The 23,815-nt window shown below is 60.0% G+C and carries 20 protein-coding genes; 10 read left to right on the forward strand and 10 right to left on the reverse strand.

All coding sequences use genetic code 11. From position 1 onward, the window contains the following. Window positions 1-513 precede the first annotated feature (513 nt). The 7 genes from AC3WWR_RS26080 (at window position 514) to AC3WWR_RS26110 (ending at window position 7,861) form a co-directional block, all read left to right on the forward strand. Window positions 514-1,656, forward strand: a complete 1,143-nt coding sequence (locus AC3WWR_RS26080) for an N-acetyltransferase (RefSeq protein ID WP_492599185.1) — start codon at window positions 514-516, stop codon at window positions 1,654-1,656. Continuing rightward, a complete protein-coding gene (locus tag AC3WWR_RS26085) occupies window positions 1,640-2,470 on the forward strand; it encodes a nucleotidyltransferase family protein (RefSeq protein ID WP_033045678.1) in 831 nt (276 codons plus the stop codon). The genes AC3WWR_RS26080 and AC3WWR_RS26085 overlap by 17 nt, the downstream gene beginning before the upstream one ends. Before the next feature lie 18 nt (window positions 2,471-2,488). Next, a complete protein-coding gene (gene lptF / locus AC3WWR_RS26090) occupies window positions 2,489-3,616 on the forward strand; it encodes an LPS export ABC transporter permease LptF (RefSeq protein ID WP_225441920.1) in 1,128 nt (375 codons plus the stop codon). Then, complete coding sequence (lptG, locus tag AC3WWR_RS26095; protein WP_033045676.1) at window positions 3,613-4,695, forward strand: LPS export ABC transporter permease LptG; 1,083 nt, start codon at window positions 3,613-3,615, stop codon at window positions 4,693-4,695. Before lptF ends, lptG begins: the two co-directional genes overlap by 4 nt. Before the next feature lie 79 nt (window positions 4,696-4,774). After that, on the forward strand, window positions 4,775-5,959 hold the full coding sequence (locus AC3WWR_RS26100) for a CDP-alcohol phosphatidyltransferase family protein (protein WP_042955924.1): 1,185 nt from the start codon (window positions 4,775-4,777) through the stop codon (window positions 5,957-5,959). Window positions 5,960-6,020: 61 nt separating this feature from the next. After that, window positions 6,021-6,914 carry a hypothetical protein gene (locus AC3WWR_RS26105; protein ID WP_432669474.1) on the forward strand — a complete coding sequence of 298 codons (894 nt, stop codon included), beginning with the start codon at window positions 6,021-6,023 and terminating at the stop codon, window positions 6,912-6,914. 128 nt (window positions 6,915-7,042) lie between these two features. Beyond that, entirely contained in the window at window positions 7,043-7,861 is an 819-nt protein-coding gene (locus AC3WWR_RS26110; RefSeq protein WP_492599186.1) for a metallophosphoesterase family protein, read from the forward strand. Between the two features lie 32 nt (window positions 7,862-7,893). On the opposite strand, the gene AC3WWR_RS26115 is transcribed toward AC3WWR_RS26110, so the two are convergent. Beyond that, window positions 7,894-8,742 (reverse strand): phosphocholine cytidylyltransferase family protein, encoded by an 849-nt coding sequence (locus AC3WWR_RS26115; protein WP_432669472.1) that lies wholly within the window; start codon window positions 8,740-8,742, stop codon window positions 7,894-7,896. Window positions 8,743-8,902: 160 nt separating this feature from the next. Here AC3WWR_RS26115 and AC3WWR_RS26120 point away from each other — a divergent pair, with 160 nt between their 5' ends. Both AC3WWR_RS26120 and AC3WWR_RS26125 read left to right on the forward strand, forming a co-directional pair. After that, window positions 8,903-11,263, forward strand: coding sequence for an ELM1/GtrOC1 family putative glycosyltransferase (locus AC3WWR_RS26120; protein WP_020801077.1), 2,361 nt, complete (start codon window positions 8,903-8,905; stop codon window positions 11,261-11,263). 222 nt (window positions 11,264-11,485) lie between these two features. Beyond that, entirely contained in the window at window positions 11,486-12,949 is a 1,464-nt protein-coding gene (locus tag AC3WWR_RS26125; protein WP_432669471.1) for a sensor histidine kinase, read from the forward strand. A 453-nt stretch (window positions 12,950-13,402) separates the two neighbouring features. On the opposite strand, the gene AC3WWR_RS26130 is transcribed toward AC3WWR_RS26125, so the two are convergent. The 8 genes from AC3WWR_RS26130 to ptrR all read right to left on the reverse strand — a co-directional run bounded on the left by AC3WWR_RS26130 (window position 13,403) and on the right by ptrR (window position 20,932). Further along, window positions 13,403-14,770, reverse strand: coding sequence for a sensor histidine kinase (locus AC3WWR_RS26130; RefSeq protein WP_020801080.1), 1,368 nt, complete (start codon window positions 14,768-14,770; stop codon window positions 13,403-13,405). Continuing rightward, window positions 14,767-15,429: a response regulator gene (locus AC3WWR_RS26135; protein WP_020801081.1), complete on the reverse strand. Its 663-nt coding sequence runs from the start codon at window positions 15,427-15,429 to the stop codon at window positions 14,767-14,769. The genes AC3WWR_RS26130 and AC3WWR_RS26135 overlap by 4 nt, the downstream gene beginning before the upstream one ends. Before the next feature lie 11 nt (window positions 15,430-15,440). Beyond that, window positions 15,441-16,085 carry a tetratricopeptide repeat protein gene (locus tag AC3WWR_RS26140; RefSeq protein WP_432669470.1) on the reverse strand — a complete coding sequence of 215 codons (645 nt, stop codon included), beginning with the start codon at window positions 16,083-16,085 and terminating at the stop codon, window positions 15,441-15,443. After that, window positions 16,082-16,891 carry an SDR family oxidoreductase gene (locus AC3WWR_RS26145; RefSeq protein ID WP_168757935.1) on the reverse strand — a complete coding sequence of 270 codons (810 nt, stop codon included), beginning with the start codon at window positions 16,889-16,891 and terminating at the stop codon, window positions 16,082-16,084. The genes AC3WWR_RS26140 and AC3WWR_RS26145 overlap by 4 nt, the downstream gene beginning before the upstream one ends. Beyond that, window positions 16,878-17,552 carry an iron-containing redox enzyme family protein gene (locus AC3WWR_RS26150; protein WP_033043748.1) on the reverse strand — a complete coding sequence of 225 codons (675 nt, stop codon included), beginning with the start codon at window positions 17,550-17,552 and terminating at the stop codon, window positions 16,878-16,880. The genes AC3WWR_RS26145 and AC3WWR_RS26150 overlap by 14 nt, the downstream gene beginning before the upstream one ends. After that, on the reverse strand, window positions 17,549-19,030 hold the full coding sequence (locus AC3WWR_RS26155) for an AMP-binding protein (RefSeq protein WP_168757933.1): 1,482 nt from the start codon (window positions 19,028-19,030) through the stop codon (window positions 17,549-17,551). Before AC3WWR_RS26155 ends, AC3WWR_RS26150 begins: the two co-directional genes overlap by 4 nt. Next, a complete protein-coding gene (locus AC3WWR_RS26160) occupies window positions 19,020-19,697 on the reverse strand; it encodes a thermostable hemolysin (protein WP_020801086.1) in 678 nt (225 codons plus the stop codon). Before AC3WWR_RS26160 ends, AC3WWR_RS26155 begins: the two co-directional genes overlap by 11 nt. A gap of 362 nt (window positions 19,698-20,059) precedes the next feature. Then, a complete protein-coding gene (gene ptrR / locus AC3WWR_RS26165) occupies window positions 20,060-20,932 on the reverse strand; it encodes a putrescine utilization regulator PtrR (RefSeq protein WP_033043750.1) in 873 nt (290 codons plus the stop codon). A 100-nt stretch (window positions 20,933-21,032) separates the two neighbouring features. Between ptrR and AC3WWR_RS26170 the strand changes: the two genes are divergently transcribed. Continuing rightward, on the forward strand, window positions 21,033-22,424 hold the full coding sequence (locus AC3WWR_RS26170) for an aldehyde dehydrogenase family protein (protein WP_492599187.1): 1,392 nt from the start codon (window positions 21,033-21,035) through the stop codon (window positions 22,422-22,424). Between the two features lie 135 nt (window positions 22,425-22,559). Here AC3WWR_RS26170 and AC3WWR_RS26175 read toward each other — a convergent pair whose 3' ends face one another. Beyond that, window positions 22,560-23,804 carry a saccharopine dehydrogenase family protein gene (locus AC3WWR_RS26175; protein ID WP_020801089.1) on the reverse strand — a complete coding sequence of 415 codons (1,245 nt, stop codon included), beginning with the start codon at window positions 23,802-23,804 and terminating at the stop codon, window positions 22,560-22,562. Window positions 23,805-23,815 lie beyond the last annotated feature (11 nt).

Genomic DNA, 23,815 nt, shown 5'->3' on the forward strand with positions numbered 1-23,815 from the left:
CAGGGGCAAGAGCGTTTGGTTACTTTGCGCCGGGCGGCGTTCCGCTTCTCAAAGTGACTCGCTGTAAAAGCGAAACCCTAGGTGGCCGTTACCGCAGGAACGGATATGTACACATGAAAGACAATTATCGCCTGCCAGGACGCCATCGCCGGCAAGCCTGGCTCCTACAGGTAAAAGCGAAACCCTAGGTGGTCGTTACCGCAGCAACGGATATGTACACCTGAAAGACAATTATCGTCTGCCAGCACGCCTTCGCCGGCAAGCCTGGCTCCAACAGTAAAAGCGAAACCCTAAGTAGGCGTTACCGCAACAACGGATATACACCCAATCCAAACATGCACCTGCAACCCCCAAACCTAAAGTGAACAGCATTACACGGATTACCGAGCTTTTACTGGATCACTGGCACCCTTGTTTTCTGCACGTACGCCCTACGCCAATACTTCAGCTACGCTCTCTGAGGTACTAAGAAAGGGATACGAGTTCAACTGCTTCGGACTTTTGTGGCCAACGATGATCAATAAGAAGTTGCCAATCATTACGCGACCCGTCCTCACAAGCCTGGACCTCAAGACATTCATCAGTTTCCCCGGCACCCTGTATCGCAACGATCCTTGCTGGATCGAACCGATTCATTACGAGCGCCATGAACTCCTTTCGCAAAAGAATCCAGCCTCCCCTCACCTGACGTGGCAGGCGTGGCTGGCCTGGTCGGGAACTGAAGTGGTGGGGCGGATCACCGCACAGATCGACAGCCTTCACCGGCAATTACACGGCCATGATTCAGGGCACTTCGGAATGCTGGAAGCCGTGGACGATCCCGCTGTATTCGACAGCCTGTTCGCAGCGGCAGAAGCCTGGCTGCGCGAACATGGCGCTGCACGCATCACGGGCCCCTTCAACCTGACCATCAACCAGGAAAGCGGCTTGCTGGTAGAGGGATTCGATCATCCCCCTTCCGCCATGATGGGCCACGGACAGCGTTTTTATGACCAAAGGCTCGCCGCCCTTGGCTACCGGCAAGCCAAGGATTTGCTCGCCTACTGGATGCGCACCGATCAATTGCATTTCCCGCCAGCGTTGTCTGCGATGATGGCGCGCGAGCGAAAGCGCGTGGTGATCAGGCCGCTGGACCCGCGTCAGTTCCGGCGGGACATGCGCATCCTGCGGGAAATCTTCAATGACGCCTGGAGCCGCAACTGGGGTTTCGTCCCCTTCACCGAATCCGAATTCTACGAGCTTGGCAGCCAATTGAGGCTGCTGGTCCCCAAGGACTTGCTGTACATCGCCGAAGTCGATGGCGCGCCCTGCGCGTTTATCGTGGCCATGCCTAACATCAACGAGGCGATCGCCTCGCTCGACGGGCGCTTGCTGCCCTTTGGCTGGATACGCCTGCTGTGGCGGCTTTACGTCAAAGGCGCGCGGACTGCACGCGTGCCCCTGATGGGCGTCAAGCAGGCTTACCAGTTCAGCCGATTGGGGCCTGCACTCGCCCTGCTGTTGATCGAAGCGCTCAAGCCGCCCTTCGTCAAGCGCGGAATAGAAGCCCTGGAAATGTCGTGGATCCTGGAATCGAATGCGGTGATGCGCAAGATTCTCGAACAAATCGGCGCCACCGCCTACAAGCGCTACCGGATCTATGAAAAGCACATTTGAGGTCAGGCCGTTCACCGCGCTGGTCCTGGCTGCTGACCGGGGGCCGGCCGACCCCGTTGCTGCCGTGGCCGGGACTTGCTGCAAGGCATTGGCGCCGGTGGCGGGGGTTCCCATGGTTCGTCGAGTCGTCGAGGCGCTGGCGGCCAGTGACCGGATCGACCGGATCGTACTCGTGGGGCCTGCGCGAAATTTAATGGCGCAAGATGCCTCGTTGGCGCAACTGCTGGACTGCGCCAGCGTCAGTTGGCTGGAACCTGCCAACTCCCCCAGCGCCAGCGCGGCGCTGGCGCTGGCGCGTCAACCCGCAGACAGTCCCGTGTTGGTGACCACGGCGGATCATGCGCTGCTCAGTCCGCAGATCGTCGACTATTTCCTTGCGCAGGCGACTTCAGGCGGCCATGACTTTGTGGTGGCGGTAACGCCGCTGGACACGGTGCTGGCGGGTTTTCCAGGAACCCGGCGCACCAGCATCCGGCTTCGCGGCGGTCCTTATTGCGGCAGCAACCTGTTCGCCTTCATGACCGAGGACGCGCGACGTCTCGCCAGCTACTGGCAACGGGTCGAACACGATCGCAAGCATCCCAGGCGGGTGATCGCCGGCGCTCTGGGCGTCGAGGGAGTACTGCGATATTTGTTGGGTCGATTGACCCTGGAACAAGCGCTGCAACAGCTTTCCAACCGGTTGGGGGTGAGTCTCGGGGCGGTGGTCATGCCCTTCCCGGAGGCCGCTATCGATGTCGATTCGCCGCTGGATTATCAAATGGTGGAGAGAATTCATGCCCAGAGAAATCAATCGATACCGAGCGATACCTGATGGATCCTGGCGGCAGGAATGCTCAATCGCCCCAGCGCGGCATGGGCAAGGCGACCGGCCGGGATCCAGGGCATGTTCCTGATCGAACGCTACGTGATCGCCGAGATCCGGCGGCCGGTGATCGTGATGGTCAGCATCCTGGTGTTCATCTTTGCCAGTTATTCGGTAGAGCGGTATCTCGCTGACGCCGTCGAGGGCACTCTCGCCTTGCAAGCGGTACTGGAGATGGTGTTCTACAAGGTACTGATTGCCCTCGAAATGCTAGTGCCGGTGGCGTTGTATGCCTCGGTGACCCTGGCGGTGGGACGTCTTTGCCATGATTCTGAAATCATTGCGATAGCCGCTTCGGGTGCAAGCCCGCTGCGGATCTATCGGGCCGTCCTGTTGCTGGCCATTCCGATCTCGCTGGCGGTGGCCATGCTTTCGCTCTACGGGCGCCCCTGGGCTTATACGCAGGCCTATGTGCTGGAACAGCAATCGCGAACAGACCTGGACGTCAATCATCTGCAGGCACAACGGTTCAACCTGAACAATGAAAACGGCAGGATGATCCTGGCAGAACGCATTGACCGGACTGATGGCCGGCTCCACGATGTGCTGATCTATGACCCGGGTGACTCGAAAACCCGTGTATTTCGCGCCAGGCAGGCGAGGATCCTGGATCCGAACCCAGACGATCCGATCGTGGAGTTAACGCAAGGCCATTCCTATTTGCTCAAGCACAGTGCTTCTCGGGACATTTCGGAAAAATTCGAGCATATGCGACTGCACTTGCTACCCATCGAACGGGCCGCCGAGGGTAAGCGCAAGGCCGCCCCCAACGAAGTGCTGAAGGCTTCCAGCGCGCCCTCGGACAAAGCTGAATTGCAATGGCGCCAGACGCGGGGTGTAAGCGCCATGGTCCTTGCATTGCTCGCCATTCCGTTAAGCCGTACCCGGCCCAGGCAGGGACGGTTTGCGACCCTGCTGCCCGTGACCGCCGTCTTCGCGGTGATCTACTACGCAGCGGACATCTGCAAGACGATGGTGGGCAACAGTACCCTGCCCTTGTATCCGGGCTTGTGGACAGTGCCGCTGCTGATGAGCCTGGCCCTGCTGGTTTTCCTGGCGCGCGACCTGGCAAACTTTCGGTTCGGCTACCGATGAAAGTCCTCGATCGCTACATAACTCGCCATGTGTTCTTCGGTTTTGCGGCCGCGGCAGCGCTGCTGCTACCGTTGTTCACCACCCTTGATCTGGTGGGTGAATTAGACGACGTGGCGCCCGGCGGGTATCGGTTGAGCCAGGCCATCGAAGTCGTGTTCCTGACATTGCCGCGCCGTGTCGTCGAGCTTGGCCCCTTTATCGCCCTGCTGGGTGGCATTGCCGCGCTGGGGCAATTGTCAGCCACCCGGGAACTGACGGTCATGCGCGCCACCGGGCTGTCGATTGCCCGGATCGGGTTCACGGCGACAGTGGCCGGTCTCGCGCTAGCGCTGTCATGGGCGGCGCTGGATGAGTGGGTGGCCTCTCCCCTGCAGCAAAATGGCCTGGAGCTGCGCAACGAAGCCATCGCCGCCGGTGCGCAGGCGAGCAACGATCAAGGCAGTGTCTGGGCTCGACAGGACGATCAGATCGTCCGTATTGGCAATCTTGCGCACAAACGGTTGCCGGTCAATATTGAGATTTTCAGGTTCGATAACGACCGCTCACTGGTTTCCTACATCTTTGCCGAGACGGCGGACATATTGGACGCAGGCCAGTGGCGTTTGAACAATGTCCAGGTGAAACAGTGGGACCAGGGCGCTGAATCGACGCAACAACTCGACCAAATGCCCTGGCGTTCGATTTTTGGCAGTGCGCGATTGGGCGACATTACGCTGCCGACCGAAAGCCTGTCTGCCCGCCAGCTCTACCGTTACATCGCGTACCTCAAAGGCTCGGGCCAGCCCTCGGCACAATATGAAATGGCGATGTGGCAAAAGCTCGGGCGCCCGATCCTGACCCTGGCGATGATCCTGTTCGCCATCCCGTTTGCCTTCGCACAACCGCGCTCGCCCAACCTGGGTGCACGGCTGGCTTTGGGTGCGCTAGTCGGGTTAATGGTCTATGTAAGTAATCAGATCATCGTAAACCTCGGTCTACTGCTAAAAATGAACATCCTGGTCACTACTTTGGGGCCGGCCCTGGTCTTGCTCGCAGTGGCTATTGTGATCGTGGCGTATCTGGACCGGGGCAGTCGTTGAAACCGTCATGCTGTTCAATGGACAGGGCGTTGGCGCCCGCTCCTTCAATCAATGTGATTCGGCGCAGGCGCAACCAACCATGAAGACTCCCGTATACCTGATCTGCAGCTGCCCGGTGCGGCTGTGGGGACTGACCTCCAGGGAGCGAGTGGGCCGTATGCTCGCAAAGTTTCCCAACGCCCATCTGTGCAATGCGAACGATCCGTTGCCGGCACAAGGCGAGGTGGTCCTGCTGCGCGAGGATTACCTTTACGACGACCGCGTGCTCCAGGGGCTGCTGGCAACGCCTGAGATCGCGCTACAGGACCCGCGCACCGGCACCATTGTCGCCGCCCACGCCAGTGTCGAGCGGCTCGCCCACTTGCCCAGCCTGGACACTGACGCCGTCGCCGGATTACGCAAAGTGGTTCCCGGCACCGTGGCCACCGCGATGCAGACGCAACTGCGCAAATTCGATCCTCCCTGGGTCGCGCAAATCACCGCCGCCAACCAGGCGCATCTTGAGAAGTCTCTGTTCAACGGCTCCTACAAGGGCGTCACCGATTTCATCACCCGGGCGATCTGGCCTGTCCCTGCTCGCTGGGCCACCGTCTGGTGCGTGCGGCTGGGGCTCAGTCCCAACCAGGTCACGGCAGCAAGCTATGTCCTGGCCATCGCCGCAGGCTTTCTGTTCTGGCATGGATTATTTGGCGCGGGCCTGCTGGCCGGCTGGTTGATGACGTTCCTGGATACGGTGGATGGCAAGCTGGCACGCGTCACCGTGACCTCCACGCGCTTCGGAAACCTTTTCGACCATGGCCTGGACCTGATTCACCCGCCGCTCTGGTACATCGCCTGGGGAGTGGGCTACGAGGCGACCTGGGACTCGGCCATACCCCTCGAGCCTGTGCTCTGGGCCATTTGCCTGGGCTATATCGCAGGCAGGGTTTGCGAAGGTGCGTTCAAGCTGGCCGCGCCTTTTTCGCTGTTTCTCTGGCGCCCCTTCGACTCACTCAACCGGCTGATCACCGCGCGGCGCAACCCCAACTTGCTCATACTGACCAGCTTATGGGCGTTCGATGCCCATGACACGGCGTTGATCTGGGTGGCCGTCTGGACCTGCGTCTCGACGCTGATCCTGGGGGTGCGCACGATGTCCGCCCTTGTCTTGAAGCACCGAGGCCAGCCGCCGCAGCCCTGGCTCAGTCGAATCGACATGAGCGCTGAACGCGACCGCTTGATCGTGCGGATGTTCGCGCCCCGCTCGGGCCTCAATGATGCATGAAGCCTGCCCGCCGCCCCCTGCGAAGCTGCTTGAACAGGTCAGGGAGCAGTGCACGCAGCCGATGCCCGAAGAGGTGCAGGCAATTGTCCAGGCATTGCACACACGCTTGGGCGATGCATTGGTGGCGCTGCTGGTCTACGGTTCATGCCTGCGCAACGGCGATCTCACCGATGGCATGGTCGATGTGTATGCGCTGGTCGATAGTTACGCTCACGCTCATCACACGCGCTTGCAGCAGCTTGCCAATGCCTGGCTGCCACCCACGGTGATCCTCGTCAGGGCTGTGGCGGCCGATGGGCAAATACTCCATGCCAAATGCGCCATCCTGTCGCTGCAGGACTTCGAGGCGGGTACCGGTTCGTGGTTTCAAAGCTACCTCTGGGCCCGCTTCGCCCAGCCCTGCCGGCTGGTTTATTGCAAGGACGAGGAAACGCGCAAGCGTATCCATTTCGCCCTGGCTCAAGCCGTGATGACCCTGATGGGTCGCTGTGTCGCCACTCTGCCGGATCGATTCGACAGTTTCACCCTGTGGGAGAGATCACTGTCGCTGACCTACCGGACCGAGCTGCGTCCAGAGTCAGCTGATCGCCCCAGGCAGCTCGTCAGGCATGACATGGACTATTATTCGCGCATCACCCAGGCCGCCGCGCCTGCGGTGAAGCAAATGGCGGCCTGCGCGGGTGAAGAAGACAGATATCGCAACCTTTGCCCGATGGCCACGCGCCGAGGTAATGAACGTCTGTGGAAATGGCGACGGGTCCAGGGAAGAACCTTGAACGTGGCGCGGTTGGTCAAATCCTTTTTCACCTTCGAAAACGGTGTCGACTACCTCATATGGAAGCTGGAACGCCACTTGGGTGAGCCTGTCGTCGTGACCCATCGCTTGCGTCGTTTTCCACTGCTCTTCGGCTGGCCATTGCTCTGGCGCCTGCTCAAAAGCCGCCGGCTTCGCTGAAGAAGTTGCTGCTCGCAATGCGAACGATGGAGGCGCCCCATGAACGTGGAAAAGAACGTGGTCAGTGGCACCAACGGACGACAAATCAAGCGCCAAGCCCTGTCGGGTATAGAGGATGTCCAGCAACGATGACCCGTCTCCTGCATATTTCCGATACCCATTTCGGCACCGAACAGCTCCCCGTCATGCAAGCCTTTGAAACGCACGTCCAGGCCCACGGCGCCGACCTGGTCCTTTTCTCCGGCGACATCACACAGCGCGCCCGGCGCGGGCAGTTCGCCTCGGCGCAGGCATTCATCAACCGCATCAAGGGCTATGGAATACCCCAAGTCCTGACGATCCCCGGCAACCACGATATCCCCATGTTCAACCTGTTCGCGCGCCTGTTTTCACCCTACGGGAATTATTACAAGTACATCGACAGCAACCTCGCACCCGTTTTCGAGAATGACGATGCCTTGATCATTTGCTTGAACACAACCCACCCGGCACGCCGCAAAGACGGCAAGGTCACTGCCCGGCAAGTCGAGGAGGTGGCTGAGCGGCTACAGAAATGCGATCCGCAAAAACTGCGCATCGTCGTCGCTCATCAGCCGTTCGGCGCAATCGTCGCCAGCGACCAACGCAATCTGCAGATCGGTGCAAGGGCTGCACTGGAACGCTGGGCCTCGTCCGGGCTCGACCTGGTGATGGGGGGGCACATCCATCTTCCCTATGTACTGGCACTCAGCACGCAATACGGTGCATTGTCCAAGGAAATCTGGGGGGTGCAGGCGGGAACGACCCTCTCGTCACGTTTACGTGGCAATGCCCCCAATTCGTTCAATCGAATCCATCTGGACAAACGAACAAGGCGCGTCACCGTCGAACGCTGGGAATATTCTTCCTTGCGCGACACCTTTGAGCCCAGCATCGAGTCTCATTGTGACTGCCCGCCTGGTCGATAGACGAGCTTGAAACCCCAACCTCAGGAGCAGCCCTACTCTCCCTCCGCGAGGGTAATTGCCGTCCCTTGCTTGCGGCATACCCAGGGCCTGACCAGTGCCTGCGCAGCCCTGAGATCGGCAGGAAAGTCCAGCTCAGCCCAGCCCAATCCTTCGATGGATTGCGCGAACACTTGCCCGGTAGTCCCTGCGAGGTGATCGATGATGCTCAAGTACCACCTTTGCAGGGCTTCAGGACGTCGCATGCTGTCTTCCAGCGCACTACGAAACAGTGGTCCTCCACCGGCCTGAAAATGCATCATGCCGATAGACTCCCCGTCGACATGATCGAGCGGAATCAGTTTACCGATGGCGCTGATTCGATCACCGATCAGTTGGACTTTCATATCGTCGCTGTCGTACGCCAGTTTCTTGTCGACCGCGAGCGTAATCGCCCTGGCAGGTGCATCAAGCAATCGCTCCAGGACTGGGTGGTCGAATAACGTATCGCCATTGAGCAGGATGAAATCGTCATGCATGATCTGGCGAGCCATCCAGCAACTGGCCAGGTTATCGGCAACTTCAAAGAACGGGTTGTAGATCGTGGAAATGACGCCAGGCCCGTAACGTTCGTTCAGCACCCGTTCGACCTGCTCTGCGCCATAGCCGATGACCGCGGTGATCCGGCTTATCCCGGCGGCCATGAGAGCATCGATCTGCCATTCTATGACCCGCTGCCCGCCGACCTCGATCAGGCACTTGGGGGTGTTCGTCGTATAGGGAAGAAGCCGTCGTCCTTGGCCGGCGCTCAACAAGATTGCAGCTGTACGGGTGCGTTGTTCGAATAGACCCATTTCTCCCGGGCTCCCATTTAAGGATTTGAACGAGCAGGACCCTGCGATCATTTAAAGACTTGGTTGGAAGACTAGAACAATCCATTCGCTGAGTTAAACCTTTCGACACCCGCCCATCGCCTCGATTCAAAAAAACACCGCACGCAAACTTTATCCTCGACTTGCGTATTTCGCTCTATGCTGTGGAGATTAATGTTCCGAGGAAACGCCCATGCGCCTGGAGGGTTCAGCACAGTCGTCCTCAAGCATCGGTACCTATGACCCCGCTACCCCAGGGGACATTGGGGAACACATCGCGATACCGCGCATCGAGCCGATCGTCTTGGCAGCCCGAGCCGGGGCACCGCAGGCACCTGCCGTGCGCATATTCCTGGGTACCGAACCTGCCCAATATCGCGCTGAGCGCATGTTTGTCTATGCGCTGGAACAGGTGCGCAACCCGGACCGCCGTTATGAGGTCTACCGCATGACGGGCCTGCCCGGCTTCAACCAGGCGGGCTGGCGTACCGGCTTCACCAATTACCGCTTCGCTATCCCGGACCTGGCGGGGCGCCACGGTCGCGCACTGTACAACGACGTCGATCAACTCTACACCGCCGACCCGGCCGAGCTGTTCGACCAACCGATGGGCGAGCACGGCTATCTGGCGCTCGCGCCCAGGGAAACGGCCGTCATGCTCATCGACTGCGAACGGATGCGCTGCTGCTGGAACATGCAAGCAGCCACCACGACCAGCAAAAAAAAGCTGCATGCGCTCGCCTCCGAGATACCGGGCTGCTTCGGCGTTCTGGATGCCATCTGGCATGCTCGGGACTTGGAATACAAACACGGCGAGTCCCGGTTGCTGCATTACACGACGCTGCATCTACAGCCCTGGAGACCTCTGCCGGCGCAATACAGCTATCAGATTCATCCCTACGCGGAAATTTTTCTCAGCCTTGAGGAAGCGGCGGACGCCAGTGGGTATGAGCTCTACACGGCAGCACAGCCCAGTCCGCGATTCGTCCACTGCAGTCGGGAAGCCACCACTCTACCGGCGCTTATCCCGCAAGATGCCAGGCTGCTCAGTCGCAAGCTGCAGTGTACGAATCTCGGATTGATCGGGCGCTGGCAACCCACGGAGGCGCACGGCCCAACGGTCAGGCAATTGGATATCGAGCAGCTTCGCCAGGTCGATTTACCTCCCCAGGATTTCATCGCGGCCCAGGGTCTTGAAAAGCTGCCGCCGGAAGACTTGCCCTGGGTCATGGATCGCCTGTTCAACCAGGCTTCCCGATTGCTTTATATTCACGCAAGGCTCAGCGGTGATGGTTCGATGACCAGCTCTGTCAGCGGCTGGCGACGACTGCTGCGGCGCATCGCGCGGCGCTATCCGGATCGTTGCTGGCAGCTTGATTGCGTGGACGAAAAAGGCCACACGCAACGCTTCGTCGCGGACTATGCATTACGGCGCAAAGCGGCCGAAAACCCCAAGGTCTGGGTGCTACTGAGTCAACATGCCGGCGACAATGCACAGCTGATAGCCATGGCCGACGCACTGGGTTGGCCCTACGAATGCAAACAGATCACCACACCCCCACGCCCTTATCTGCTCGACGCCCTGTTGGGCACCCGGTTGCCCATACGGGCAGTCCCGGGCCTGAGCGCGCCCTGGCCAGACCTGGTATTGAGCGCAGGACGGCGCTGCGCCCAGGTTGCCCAATGGATCAAGCATCGCTCCAAGGGCACGGCAAAACTGGCCCATGTGGGACGTGCCCAGCTCCCGTTGTGGCGCTTCGACCTGGTCTTGTCGACCCCGCAATATGGGCTTGCCCTGGCAGACAACGTAGTGGACCTCCCTGCCCCGTACATGAATCCGCGTACGCTGGATCAGGCGCAACTGGAGCGATGGCGACAGCGCTTCACTTCGCTGCCTCGCCCCTGGATCGCCGTCCTCGTGGGAGCCAGTGCCGCACCTTATTGCATGGACACGGAATCAGAAGTTCGACTTGGCCGTGAAGCCAATGCCGCGGTCAAGGCCCTGGGTGGCTCGATCCTGTTATCGACCAGCCCGCGCTCATCGGCGACAACCACCGACGCGTTGCTGTCTGCCATTGACGTTCCATGCTGGGCGTATCGATTCGGTGAGACGCAAGACAATCCCTATCCTGCATTTCTCGCCCTGGCGGATGGATTTATCGTCACCGGCGACAGCCTTTCAATGCTCACAGAGGCCTGCATGACCGGGCGTCCGGTTGCGGTATTTCCGCTGCCCATCCAACGCAAGGGCAAGGCCCGGCTTCGCCACTCACTGGAGCAACGACTGGGGGTCATCGACCGGACAACGGGGGTACGTGGCACGCCCAAGCAGCAGGAGGGCTTCAGCAGGTTCTATTTCAAGCTCGTGTCGGGCGGATTGATCAGGCGCGAACGACAATTCGAACAGGCGCACATCGCGCTTGGCGTCATGCCCCTGCCACAAGGGCTTTTGCAAGCGCCTTTGGTTTCCCCGCAATTGCTCGCCAGCGCACGCGAACGCGCCATTAACGCCATTCGCGGGTTGATATCCGGCGAACGCCCGTCAAGTGATTGATCAGCCCCCGCCAATAGCGTAACCGCTATTACTCGCCCCGGGGAACCTACCCCCATATATGGGGGGGTAATACCCGCTTCGCACCGGCGTTCTTCCTGGAGAAATGGCTGAAAGATGCACCGCCCAAGCGCAGCGTTGCATTGGCATGGATGCTGCTATTCACCCAAGGCTTGCTTGAGAGGTTGAAGCTGCTGAAAAGCAGCATACCCAGGAGTACTCCCTATGCCTGCAATCGACGTGCTGTATAAACGCTTTTTCCCTGGAACCGTTGACGCGATTGCACCCACTCAACAATTCAATCTCCTGCGCTGGTTTTCGATCGTCAGTTTCGTACTGATCAGCGTGATCGCTTTCGGGGTGGGTTCGTGGTCGACAAGATTTTTGGTCGCCGAAAGCCTTGAACGCGATGCGCTGATAACAGCGCAGTTCATCCAGACCATTGCCAAAGGTGAGATACGTCACCACGGGCTGGCGGGTAGACAGATCGGGGAGGTGCTCACCTACGCTCGACACCAGGCGATACCAGAAGAAAAGAAACAAAGCGCACAGCCCGCCAGCTTCGAGTTCCTGGACTATCTTGCGCATCTTCCGAACTCGCTCTTGATCAATATCTATTCCCCAAATCGAACAGTGGTCTGGTCAACCAACCAGAAGCTGGTTGGCCGAGCATTTTTGAATGACGAGCTTGAACAGGCATTCAGTTCCAAAGAACGGATATCCACCAAATACAGCAATGTCGCTGCGGACCGCAGTGAACAAAAATTCCTGTACCCCCCGAAAAAGTTCTTCATCGAAAGCTACATCCCTCTGGTCGATGACCGGGGAAATATTCTGGCGGTGGTTGAAATCTACAGGGAGCCCATCGACCTGATTGAACGCCTGAACCACGGTCACTGGATCATCTGGTTGTCCACCATGGGTGGCCTGCTTGTTTACTTCGGGATTTACTGGATTGCCCGACGAACATCGATCCAGTTGGCCTCGCAAGAGGCTCAAGTCGTTGCCAACAAGACCTACGTTGGCTTGGGCGAAATGTCCACTGCCGTCGCCCATAGCCTGCGTAATCCTCTGGCCTGCATCCGCTCAAGTGCGGAATTGGCAAATGACATTCAGGGCCAGCCTGCAAAGAAGCAGCTCGACGATATTATTAGTCAGGTGGAGCGGATGTCGCGATGGGTGCAGGAATTGCTCCTGTGCCTGGGTCCGATCCGCGGGGAGGCGCAACGGGTGGATCTGATGGAGATGATACAACTCACACTCAACAGTTTCAGCGCACAACTGAGTCAATCGAAAATCCAGGTCGAGTTCAAAAATGAACCCACGCCCCGGGTAATCAGCAATCCACTGCTGCTCTCGCAGATTTTAGGCAGCGTCATTGCCAATGCCATGGAAGCGATGCCGACGGCAGGAAAACTGAGCATCGTGGCTCGCCTGGATGATGCCCATCAATGGCTGCACCTGACCATTGGCGACACCGGAGGTGGATCTTCCCGGCAACAGCAAATGATGGCCTTCAAATCGTTCTACACCACCCGACAAGGTAGGCTGGGTATCGGATTTATCATGGTGAAGCAGATCATGGAAAGCTTTGGCGGCGATGCGAGCCTGATAATCGATGAAAAACAGGGCACCTGCGTGCACTTGAGTTTCAGGGTCCAGGACAGGAGAACCCACGCACCGCGCTAATCCTTGGCGGGTGCACGCTGCAATACGAACAGGATGAACAGGACGATCGCCGAACTGAAGACCAGGCGCGAGCCGAAATGGTCAGCCAACCAGCCACTGATATAGGGCAAGAAAATCAAAAGCCAAAGCAAAAGCAAGGCGGCCTTAAAGTCGAACTGAGTGCAGGTCTGTCGCCGATCCCCTGTGGGAGCGAGCCTGCTCGCGATGGACGTCAACGATAACGCGCCCTTTCTGGATGAACGCGTTGTCTGGACATTTTTCGCGAGCAGGCTCGCTCCCACAGTGGATTGCGGATATCTGAAAAAGTCAGGTCGGTTTTAAGGCCGCCTCGCTTTGGCGTTAGATTTGGGCGCATGCCGAGCCTTAGCGAGGCACCAAGTGGTGGGGCAAAGCTTTTTTGCGTGGTTGCTCTTCTGAGTAACCTGGGCACTTTGCGTCATGTCCATGGCAAGGTCAAAAGCGCCGAATTTCCAACGAAGCGCGCAATCCCCCCTCTAAGCGATTCTCCAGTTTGACCTGCCCGCCCAGGCGATCCGCGATGGCCCGGACGATGGTCAGGCCCAAGCCTGCTCCCTCGTCATTTGCCCGGCTGTAGAATCGTTCGAACAGCCGCTCACGGTCCTCTTCCTTGATCCCCGGCCCCTCGTCCTCCACGGACAATTCATAGCCCTGTTCTGTTTTGGCCAGCCTTACGGTGATCACCCCGTGCACAGGCGAGAAGTTCGCCGCATTGGTCACCAGATTGTTCAACGCAATGTCGATGGCAGCGGGATCGATTCTGACCTGGCTGACGTCGCCGCTGACATCGAACACCAGTTCCAGGTTTTTACCCAACAGCCAGGGCGTCAACTGAATCAGGCTGTCGCGAACCGTGGCCTCCAGGTCAATGTATTCCGGTGGTCGAATGGCTGCCTGGGGTTCGATGCGCGCCATCGTGAGCAATTGGTTGACCAGTCGGCTGGTACGGTCCACGCCGGCGATCAGGTGCTCCAGTGATGCGCGGCGCTCCTCCTCGCTCTCCGCCTCCATCAAGTTCTGGGCATGCACCCTCAGCACCGCCAGCGGCGTGCGCATTTCGTGGGCGGCGTCAGCGATGAACCGTCGCTCACGCCCCAGAACTTCCTGGATCTGCGCGAGCACGCGGTTGAGCGCCGCTTGCATGGGCTCCAGTTCGCTGGGCAGTGGCGACAGGTGCAAAGGCTCCAATGAACCGCTGTGCCGTGCGCGCAGGGTCGCCGCCATGTTCGCCAGCGGCTTGAGACCCCAGCCAATGGCCAGCCAGACCATCACCGCGAGCAACAGGCTGCCCAACACGTTGGGCCAAAGGGTATGACGCACGATCCGGTCGACCAGGTCCGCTCGCACGTCGTCCCGCTCACCGACCCAGATCCGCAGGTGATTCTGCTTGTCTTCCAGCAGGAACGCGCGCCAGTGGCGGTTATTCAGGTCCACTACATCGCTAAAGCCGGGCGTAGAGGGGGCAGCAGTGAAAGAGGGAGCGCTGGCAGTGTGCACCAGCACTTCGCCCTGGGGATTCCAGACCTGGAAGGCAATTTTTCTTTCATAGGGATGACCATCCCCCCTGGGCACCGCTTCGCCCAGGGCTTCGTTGAACGCCTGGTACAACTCGGCGTGTTCCTTGCTGGCCAGTGGCATGCGGAACACGCCTTGCAGCAATCGCGCATTTTGCGCGAGTTGGGCATCGTAGACTTCGGCAATTTCGTGATGGCTGTCGTACAGGTTCAAGGCGCTGATCACACCCAGGCCCGCGAGCATCAGGCCAATGATCAGCGTCAGGGTACGACGGCGGATCGACGTCACCGACGCTCCTCCACCAGATAACCGACGCCGCGAACGGTACGGATCAGGTCGGTGGAGAATTTCTTGCGCAGGTGATGGATGTGCACTTCCAGGGTGTTGCTTTCAGCCTCTTCGTTCCAGCCGTAGAGCAACTGCATCAAATGGTCGCGGGTCATGACCCGGCCCGGGGGCGAAAGGAGTTCATGCAGCAGCTGATACTCCTTGGGCGTGAGCGCCACCGGTTCGCCCTGGTAGCTGACTTGCTGGGTGCCAGGGTTGAGCCGGATGCCAGCGTGCTCGATCAACGCCTGTGCGCGGCCGGCACTGCGCCGCAACAGCGCCCGCAGGCGCGCCTTGAGTTCGGCTAAATCGAAAGGCTTGATCAAGTAATCGTCAGCCCCGGCGTCGAGCCCGGCTATGCGGTCTTCGGTGGCATCCCGGGCCGTGAGAATCAGCACCGGCAGGTTCGAACCGCTGTCGCGCAGGCGCCGCAGCACTTCGAGCCCGTCCATGCGCGGCAGGCCAAGGTCAAGCAATGCCAGGTCAAAGGTTTCGCTGAGCAATGCATGCAAGGCGCTGCTGCCATCGCGCAACCAGTCGACGGTATAACCTTCGCGCTCCAGGGCTTGATGAATCCCTTCACCGAGGGCCACGTCATCTTCAATCAGTAGTAAACGCACGCGGACTCCTGTCAGCCGAGTTTCTTGTTCACATCCACCAGCAGTGTTTCGATCTCTTTGCGACGCCCGGCATCGGCGGTTTCCCGCCCTGGCCGAGGGGCGGCCGACAGGGCCTTTTGCAATGCTGCCTTGGCCTCAGCGTAGCGCTTTTGACGGTAGAGGTGATCACCCCAAAAGTACAGGCTGTCGATGCCATTGGGGTTCATCTGCAAAGCGACCTTGAGCAATTGCTCGGCTTTGTCCGAGTCACCGAAACCGATGGGCCATCCCGGCACACGATCATACAACGCGCCGAGGCTGGTGTAGGCCGAACCTTGCAAGGCCTTGGGGTCCAGGGTCAGGGCTTTTTCCAGATATTGCTTCGCGTCCTTGACCTTGCCAAGGGCTCCGAGCCCCCCTTGGGCGCCGGCCCAACTGCTGGTGACGATGCCGGACCAGATCCAGGCCTCAGCCACCGATTGGCGCTCCTGGGTAAACGCTGCCGCCTGGGTGGCGAGCTTTTCGAAGGCGGCGGTGCGTTGCTCCTCTGGCAACTCGTACTGAATATGCGCCCAGCTTTGCTGGATGCCATTAAGACGTTGCTGGTCGGCGGCGTCCAGGGCCCAGACGCTCTGGCTCAAGGCTCCCAACAGCAAATACGCGGCAAATTTTTTCATGGCTCGAGGTTCTCGTTGTCTGGTTTTTGACTCAGGCGGCGAATCAGCGGCAATTGCTTGCGCAGGCCCCGATCCACCAGATTGGGCAACAGGCTGTTGAGGCGCACGAAGAAGCGCTCCGGCCAGCCCAGATACAGGTCGCGGCGGTCGCCGGCGATGGCGTGGATGACCGCCGAGGCGACGGTCTGCGGGTCGTCGACGCTGGATTTGAGAGCGTCATTCAAGGCCTGCGCCGCCGGGCTGTTCATGCTTGTGTGGGTGGCGCGCGGTGCGACGTACAACACACCGACCCGGGTGTCCGCCAATTCCCGGCGCAGGGCTTCGGAAAACCCGCGCAGGGCGAATTTGCTCGCGCAATAACTGGCGTAACCGGCATAGCCAATCGAGCCATAGGTCGAGCCGACATTCACCACCATGGCGCTGTCCGCCTGCTTGAGCAGTGGCAGCAAGGTTTTGGTCAGGCAAATTGGCGCGCTGATGTTCACCGCCAGCATCGCGTTGATTTCGCTGTCTTCGAGCTGTTCGAGCATGGCGAAGTGGTTGACCCCGGCCGCATTTATCAGCAGGTTGATCCCGCCCAACGCTTCGGCGGCGGCCAGCACCTTGCGCCGGTCGGCCTGCAATGTCAGGTCGGCGCCCACCCAGAACAGCCTGTCCCGATAGCGTTCGAGCAAGGGCTCCAGCGCCTCCCGATGTCGGGCCACGGCCAGCACCGTGGCGCCACTGGCGCACAGGGCGGTGGTGATCGCCAGGCCAATGCCGCCGCTGGCACCGGTCAGTACCACGCGAGTCTCAGACAGGCGCATGCGGGTTCTCCCCGTCGTGTGGCAGGCCACGGAACATGTCGGCGTATAGCCGGTAAACCACTTTGGAGGCGTGAATGACGGCGGCCTGATCGCCAGGGTCGTCCAGTTTGTTCATCAGTCGGCGGTAAGTTTGCATATGCTCGATGTCCAGCGACCCATGGGAATCGAGGTAGCTGAAGGCGCTTTGCGGCAGGGCCAGACGCTCGCGAATGCTGCCAGCGGCATGGGTGGCCAGGGCGATGCTGGTGCCTTCCAGCACATTGACCATGCCGAACAGCCCCACCGGGTTGCCCCGGGCAATCAAGTCGTAAAGAAAACTGACCATCAGCTCGATGGCCAACGACGGCTGGCCGCCGCGCACCGCCTCCTTGTCGCCGCCACAGGCCTGAATGTCATCGAGTACCCATTGTTCGTGGCCGTATTCATCCTCGATGTACTCGCACACGGCTTCGCGCAGCCACTCCAGGCGTGACGGCAGGCGTGCACCGCAGGCCATCATCAACGGCACGGTATGGCGCACGTGGTAGTAAGCCTGGGCCAGAAAGGCCCGGTAGCTCTCCAGGCTGACCTTGCCTTCGAGGGCATCGACGATGATCGGCAGATTGAACAGCGTACTGCGCTCCTGGTGGGTGGCCTCTTGCAGGGTGTCGAAAAAGCTCATGATGCGGGTTCCTCGAATAGTACCGACTCAGTCAGCTGCGCCCGGTATCGCTCGACGATGGCGTCGCGGCGTGGTCGACCGTTGGCTGTCAGCAGGCCATTTGTAACGGTGAAGGGTTGTTCCAGACGGGTCCAGTACTGGACCCGGGCGTAATCGGGTAAGGCCTCGTTGGCCTCGGCCACGGCGGCGGCCAATTGCTCGTCCGAGCAGTCCGCACGGTGCGGCCAGAGCAATGCATGGTTGCCCGGCAGGGCTTCGCCATGGACGAAGGCCTGGGCGATATGACGGCGCTGGGTCAGTTCGGCTTCGACCCATTCGGGATTGACGTTGCGCCCGAAACTGGTGACGAACTGATGTTTCTTGCGGCCCTTGAGGTAGAGGAATCCCTCCTCGTCGAACTCACCGAGGTCACCGCTGGGCCACCACTCATCAGCGTGCGGTGCCTCCCCCAAGTAACCCAGCAGGGTCGAGCCCTTGATCAGCACTTCGCCGTCGTCGGCCAGGCGAACCTGCACATGGGGCAAGGGGCGGCCGACACTGCCAGGACGGCAGGCTTGCGGTGTATTGAGGCACACCACCGACGCACATTCCGACAATCCGTAACCCTCGTAAGCCGGCACGCCTGCACGTTGGGCTCGATGCAACAGATCTTCGCAAACCCGTGCGCCACCCACGGCGGCAAAACGCAGGTGCTGTGGGTCGAAGGCTTTCTGCTCGGCCGCGCTGACCAGCATCAGCAGCAACTGCGGCACCAGGATCAGGCTCTGGGGCGATCGTTTCGCCAGGCACGCCAGCAGTTGCGGCACATCCACGCCACTGGCCCCCTGGATCCCGAGGGTTTTCTGGCTGGGCAGGCTCAAGGTCGCGCCGGCATACAACGCGGCATAACAACCGATGTTCTCCAGCAAAATGGCGAGCGGCAGCAGCGCCAGATGATGCTGCGGATGGCAGCTTCGACTGGCCTGATCCAGTTCGCGGGCGACTCGCAGGATGCTGTCGGCACTCAAGCACACGCCTTTGGGTGTCCCCGTGGTGCCGGAGGTAAACGTCAGTTTGGCGGTGCCTTCGGGCATCCGGTTCGAGCCACTGAAGGTACGGCGCCAGAACTCGCCGGATTTTTCATAGCCGCCCGCTTGCAGTTCGGCTGTCTGTTGCGGTTCAGCGATCACGCTTTCGGCCTGGCTCTGTTCCAGGCAATGACTGCGCTGCGCGGGGCTGAAGAAAGGCGGTAACGCAACACACGTCAAGCCTTCGAACAACGCAGCCAGGTCCCAGAGCATCGCCTCGACACCATTGTCCAACGCCAGGGCAAGCACCTTGATGTGTTCATCGCGCAGTCGCTGCTGGCGCTCGATCACTTCGGCGTACAGGGAGGCGTAGTCCAGTTTCAACTGATCGCCCCACAAGGCAATGCCATCGCCCTTGCGGGCGGCATGATCGCGCAGCGTCTGTTTGAAACGCTCCACTTCAGGCGACATGGCAACACCCCTCGATGGACGAAGGCAAACCCAGTCGACTGAACAGACCTATATTGCGTAAATGAATAAACCCACTGCGGATATTGCCAACGTGGACCCAGGGCTTGCTTTCGTAGTAACTGCCCCAGGCATGGCGGTCCTCGCCCAAGCGCGCAGGATCGGCGGCACACAGTGTCACCGGCTTCAAACCCAGGCGATGGAAGCTGTTCACCAGGCCAATATTGCCGGTGAACGCCACCCACTCCAGGCCGCCCATGGCCAGCACATAGGTCATCGCAATGATGCTCATGCGCGCGCTGCCCGTGTCGGCGGCCGCCAGATTGCCGACTTCGACGATGGCGGATCGCTCCACGGTCCGGTCCGCTGTGGCACTGATCAGCGGATCGATCGGCCCGTCCAGATAGCCCTCCAGAAACAGCGGTTGTGTGTCTGCCAGTCGCACGCCAGCCACTGCGCACAAGGCACCGTACGCGTCGTTCATGCCAAACAGCTCTGGCATGAAATGACGGATGTCGGCGCCGTGGGCTTTGCGAAAACGTTGCTGGATGAAGCCTTCGAAGACGGTCCGCTGCTCGTCGCCGGGCAAAGCCCTGAGGAGACTCATTGGCGGTGTTTCGGCTTGGCCGAAATACAGCGGCAACTGCACATTCCAGTTGAATTCGGACATGAAAAAAACACCTCCCCCGGATCAATTGGGAGAAGTATCAAAGGGATTTCTTAACGAAGTCTGAAGATGACAAAAAACTGCCAGGGCGCTGAACCTCGACCTTCAGCGCCCTGCCCCCCTCAGGCCCTCGTGGTTTTCTGCAAATTCCCTCGCAGGGGGTTGATGGTTAACGAGGGCGCCAAATCACAACTGCATTATCATCCGCCAGAACGAGTCACCCTATGGGGTCTGGAGCAAACCCCGCTACCAGCATTTGTCAGGAGCGCGCAGGCGTGGAGGCGTTTCGGGCCAGTGCAATGGCGCCCGCTGGCGCCAACCAATTTTCTTTGAACACGCCCTCCGCATTCCAGCCCCGCTTACCGCTAACTCATCGCTTCACACCGCTCCTCCAGCAAGCGCACGAACATGGTCAGGCTCTGCGACACCGTGCCCCTGCGCCAAACCAGCCAGGTGCGCAAATAACGGAACGATTCCGACAATGGCCAGACGCTGACCGTGCTGCAGCCGGGCATGCTCTGCAGCATGCTGCGCGGCATCAGGGCCAGGCCGGCACCGGCGCTGACGCAGGCGAGCATGCCGTGGTAGGACTCCATTTCGAAGATCTTGCCCGGCACTGCAGCGTCGTTGGCGAACCAGCTTTCGAAGTGATGGCGGTAGGAGCAGTTGGAGCGGAAGGCGTAGATATTTTCGCCGTTCACGTCCTGAGCGCGATGGATCGGGCTGTGGTTGAGCGGTGCAATCAGCACCATTTCTTCTTCGAATGCCGGTACGCCTTCCAGCGCCGGGTGCAGCACCGGGCCATCGACAAACGCGGCGGTCAGGCGGCCCGCCAGCACCCCGTCGATCATGGTCCCGGAAGGTCCGGTGGACAGGTCCAGTTCAACCTTGGCGTACTGCTGGTTATAGGCTGCCAACAGTTCGGGAATCCGCACTGCTGCGGTGCTCTCTAGGGATCCCAGGGGAAATGTACCCTGGGGTTCTTCGCCGGCCACCGTGGCGCGGGCCTCCTGGACCAGGTCGAGAATCCGTCGGGCGTAGTCGAGGAAGCTCCAGCCGGCTGGCGACAGGCGCAGGCGGCTTTTTTCGCGGATAAACAGGTCGACACCCAGATCCTGCTCCAGTTGCTTGATCCGCGTGGTCAGGTTCGAAGGCACCCGATGAATGTGCTGCGCGGCGACGCTGATGCTGCCGTGCTCGGCGACAGCCTTGAAAATCTCGAGCTGAACCAGGTCCAATTCATTCTCCAAACGTGAACAAGACGCTCATTATTATTCAGTTTCAAGAAAACATACAGCACCGTAACCTGAGCCCATTCTTACCCCGCAGGACGGTGCCATGACCAACATATCCAGCCTTACCCACGCCATTTCGATCAACCCGGCGACCGGTGAACAGATCGGCCACTATCCTTTCGAATCCGCAGCGGCAATGGACGCGGCCCTGTCGCGCTCCGCCAACGGGTTCCGCGCCTGGCGCCGCGAGCCGGTTGCACAACGCGTGCAACGATTGATTGCCCTTGGCCAGGCATTGCGCGACAACGCCCAGGCCATGGCCACCATGATTACCCTGGAAATGGGCAAGCCGATCGCCCAGGCCCGCGGTGAAATCGAAAAATGTGCGCAGCTCTGCGACTGGTATGCCGAACACGGGCCGGCCATGCTCAGTGCTGAACCCACCCTGGTCGAAGGCAACAAGGCGCGCATCGAATATCGCCCGCTGGGCCCGATCCTCGCGGTCATGCCGTGGAACTTCCCGATCTGGCAAGTGCTGCGCGGTGCGGTCCCGACCCTGCTGGCCGGCAATACCTACGTGCTCAAGCACGCGCCCAATGTGATGGGCAGTGCCTACCTGCTGCTGGACGCCTTCAAGCAGGCGGGTTTTGCCGAAGGCGTCTTCGAGGTCATCAACGTCACGCCCGACGGCGTTTCCAAGGCGATCGCCGACCCACGCATCGCCGCCGTCACCTTGACCGGCAGTGTGCGAGCCGGCATGGCCATCGGCGCCCAGGCGGGTGCGGCACTGAAGAAGTGCGTGCTGGAACTGGGTGGTTCCGATCCATTCATCGTGCTCAATGATGCCAACCTCGACGACGCCGTCCAGGCGGCCGTGATCGGTCGCTACCAGAACACCGGGCAAGTCTGTGCGGCCGCCAAGCGGCTGATCGTCGAGCAAGGCGTAGTCGAGGAATTCACCCGGCGCTTTGTCGACGCCACGCGCAAACTGGTGGTCGGTGATCCACTGTCCGCCGAGACGTACATCGGCCCGATGGCCCGCTTCGATCTGCGCGATGAACTGGATCAACAGGTGCGCGACACCCTGGAGGAAGGCGCGACCTTGTTGCTGGGCGGCAAGAAAGCCCAAGGCCCGGGCAACTTCTATGAGCCTACGGTGCTGGCGGGTGTCACTGACCAGATGACTTCATTCAAACAGGAGCTGTTTGGCCCGGTCGCTTCGATCATCACCGCTCGTGACGCAGCGCATGCGCTGGAACTGGCAAACGACAGTGAGTTCGGTCTGGCGGCTACCGTCTATACCGGCAATGTCGAGCAGGCCCAGCAGATGGCCAGCGAACTGGAAACCGGTGGGGTCTTCATCAATGGCTACTGCGCCAGTGACCCGCGCGTGACCTTCGGTGGCGTGAAGAAAAGCGGGTTCGGCCGTGAGCTTTCGCACTTTGGCGTGCGCGAATTCTGCAATGCACAGACGGTGTGGCTGGATCGCCACTGATCGAATCTGCGCAGTTGATCCAATGTGGGAGCGAGGCTGCTCGCGATGGTCGTTAACGATGACGCTGGTTTACTGAATAAACGCAGCGCTCGTCAGTCCATCGCGAGCAGGCTCGCTCCCACAAAGTGCCTGGAATCAGGCGTTGCAGTCCCACGCACGGTCACCGTGCTCGTCCTTGATGCGGGTCGGCAGGCCCATCACGTCCAGCGCCTTGAGGAACGCCTCGGCTGGCAGCTCCTCGACGTTGACCATGCGCTGCACGTCCCACTCGCCACGGGCTACCAGCAGGGCTGCAGCCACTGGTGGTACACCAGCGGTGTAGGAAATGCCCTGGCTGTCGGTTTCGGCAAAAGCTTGCTCGTGGTCCGCAACGTTGTAGATGAACACTTCGCGCGGCTGGCCATCCTTGGTGCCCTTGACCAGGTCACCGATACAAGTCTTGCCGGTGTAGCCAGGCGCCAGCGAGCTCGGATCAGGCAGCACGGCCTTGACCACCTTGAGCGGCACGACTTCCAGGCCTTCAGCGGTCTTGACCGGTTGCTCGGAAAGCAGGCCGAGGTTCTTGAGCACGGTGAACACATTGATGTAGTGCTCGCCGAAGCTCATCCAGAAACGTACGTTAGGCACGCCGAGGTTCTTCGACAGCGAGTGCACTTCATCGTGACCGGTCAGGTACAGGTTCTGCGAACCGACTACCGGCAGGTCGTCGGTGCGCTTGACTTCGAACATGGTGTTGCTGGTCCACTGGCTGTCCTGCCAGCTCCACACCTGCCCGGTGAACTCGCGGAAATTGATTTCCGGATCGAAATTGGTGGCGAAATATTTGCCATGGGAACCGGCATTGACGTCGAGAATATCGATCGAATCAATGCTGTCGAAATACTGTTGTTGGGCCAGTGCCGCATAGGCATTGACCACACCCGGGTCGAAGCCCACGCCGAGGATGGCGGTGACGTTCTTCTGCTGGCATTCCTCGAGGTGCTTCCACTCGTAGTTGCCATACCAGGGTGGCGTCTCGCAGATCTTGCCTGGCTCTTCGTGGATGGCGGTGTCCAGGTAGGCCGCGCCGGTATCGATGCAGGCACGCAGCACCGACATGTTGAGGAAAGCGGAGCCGACGTTGATGACGATCTGCGATTCGGTTTCACGAATCAGCGTCTTGGTCGCCTCGACGTCCAGGGCATTGAGGGTGAATGCCTTGATTTCAGCGGGCTGTTTGAGGCTGCCCTTGGCCTTGACGCTGTCGATGATGGCCTGGCATTTGGAGATGTTGCGCGACGCGATAGCAATACGACCGAGCTCGTCGTTGTGCTGCGCGCACTTGTGGGCCACCACCTTGGCGACACCTCCTGCACCAATGATAAGTACGTTCTTCTTCAATTTTTCTCTCT

It is taken from the genome of Pseudomonas sp. EB271-G4-1 (assembly GCF_058791355.1).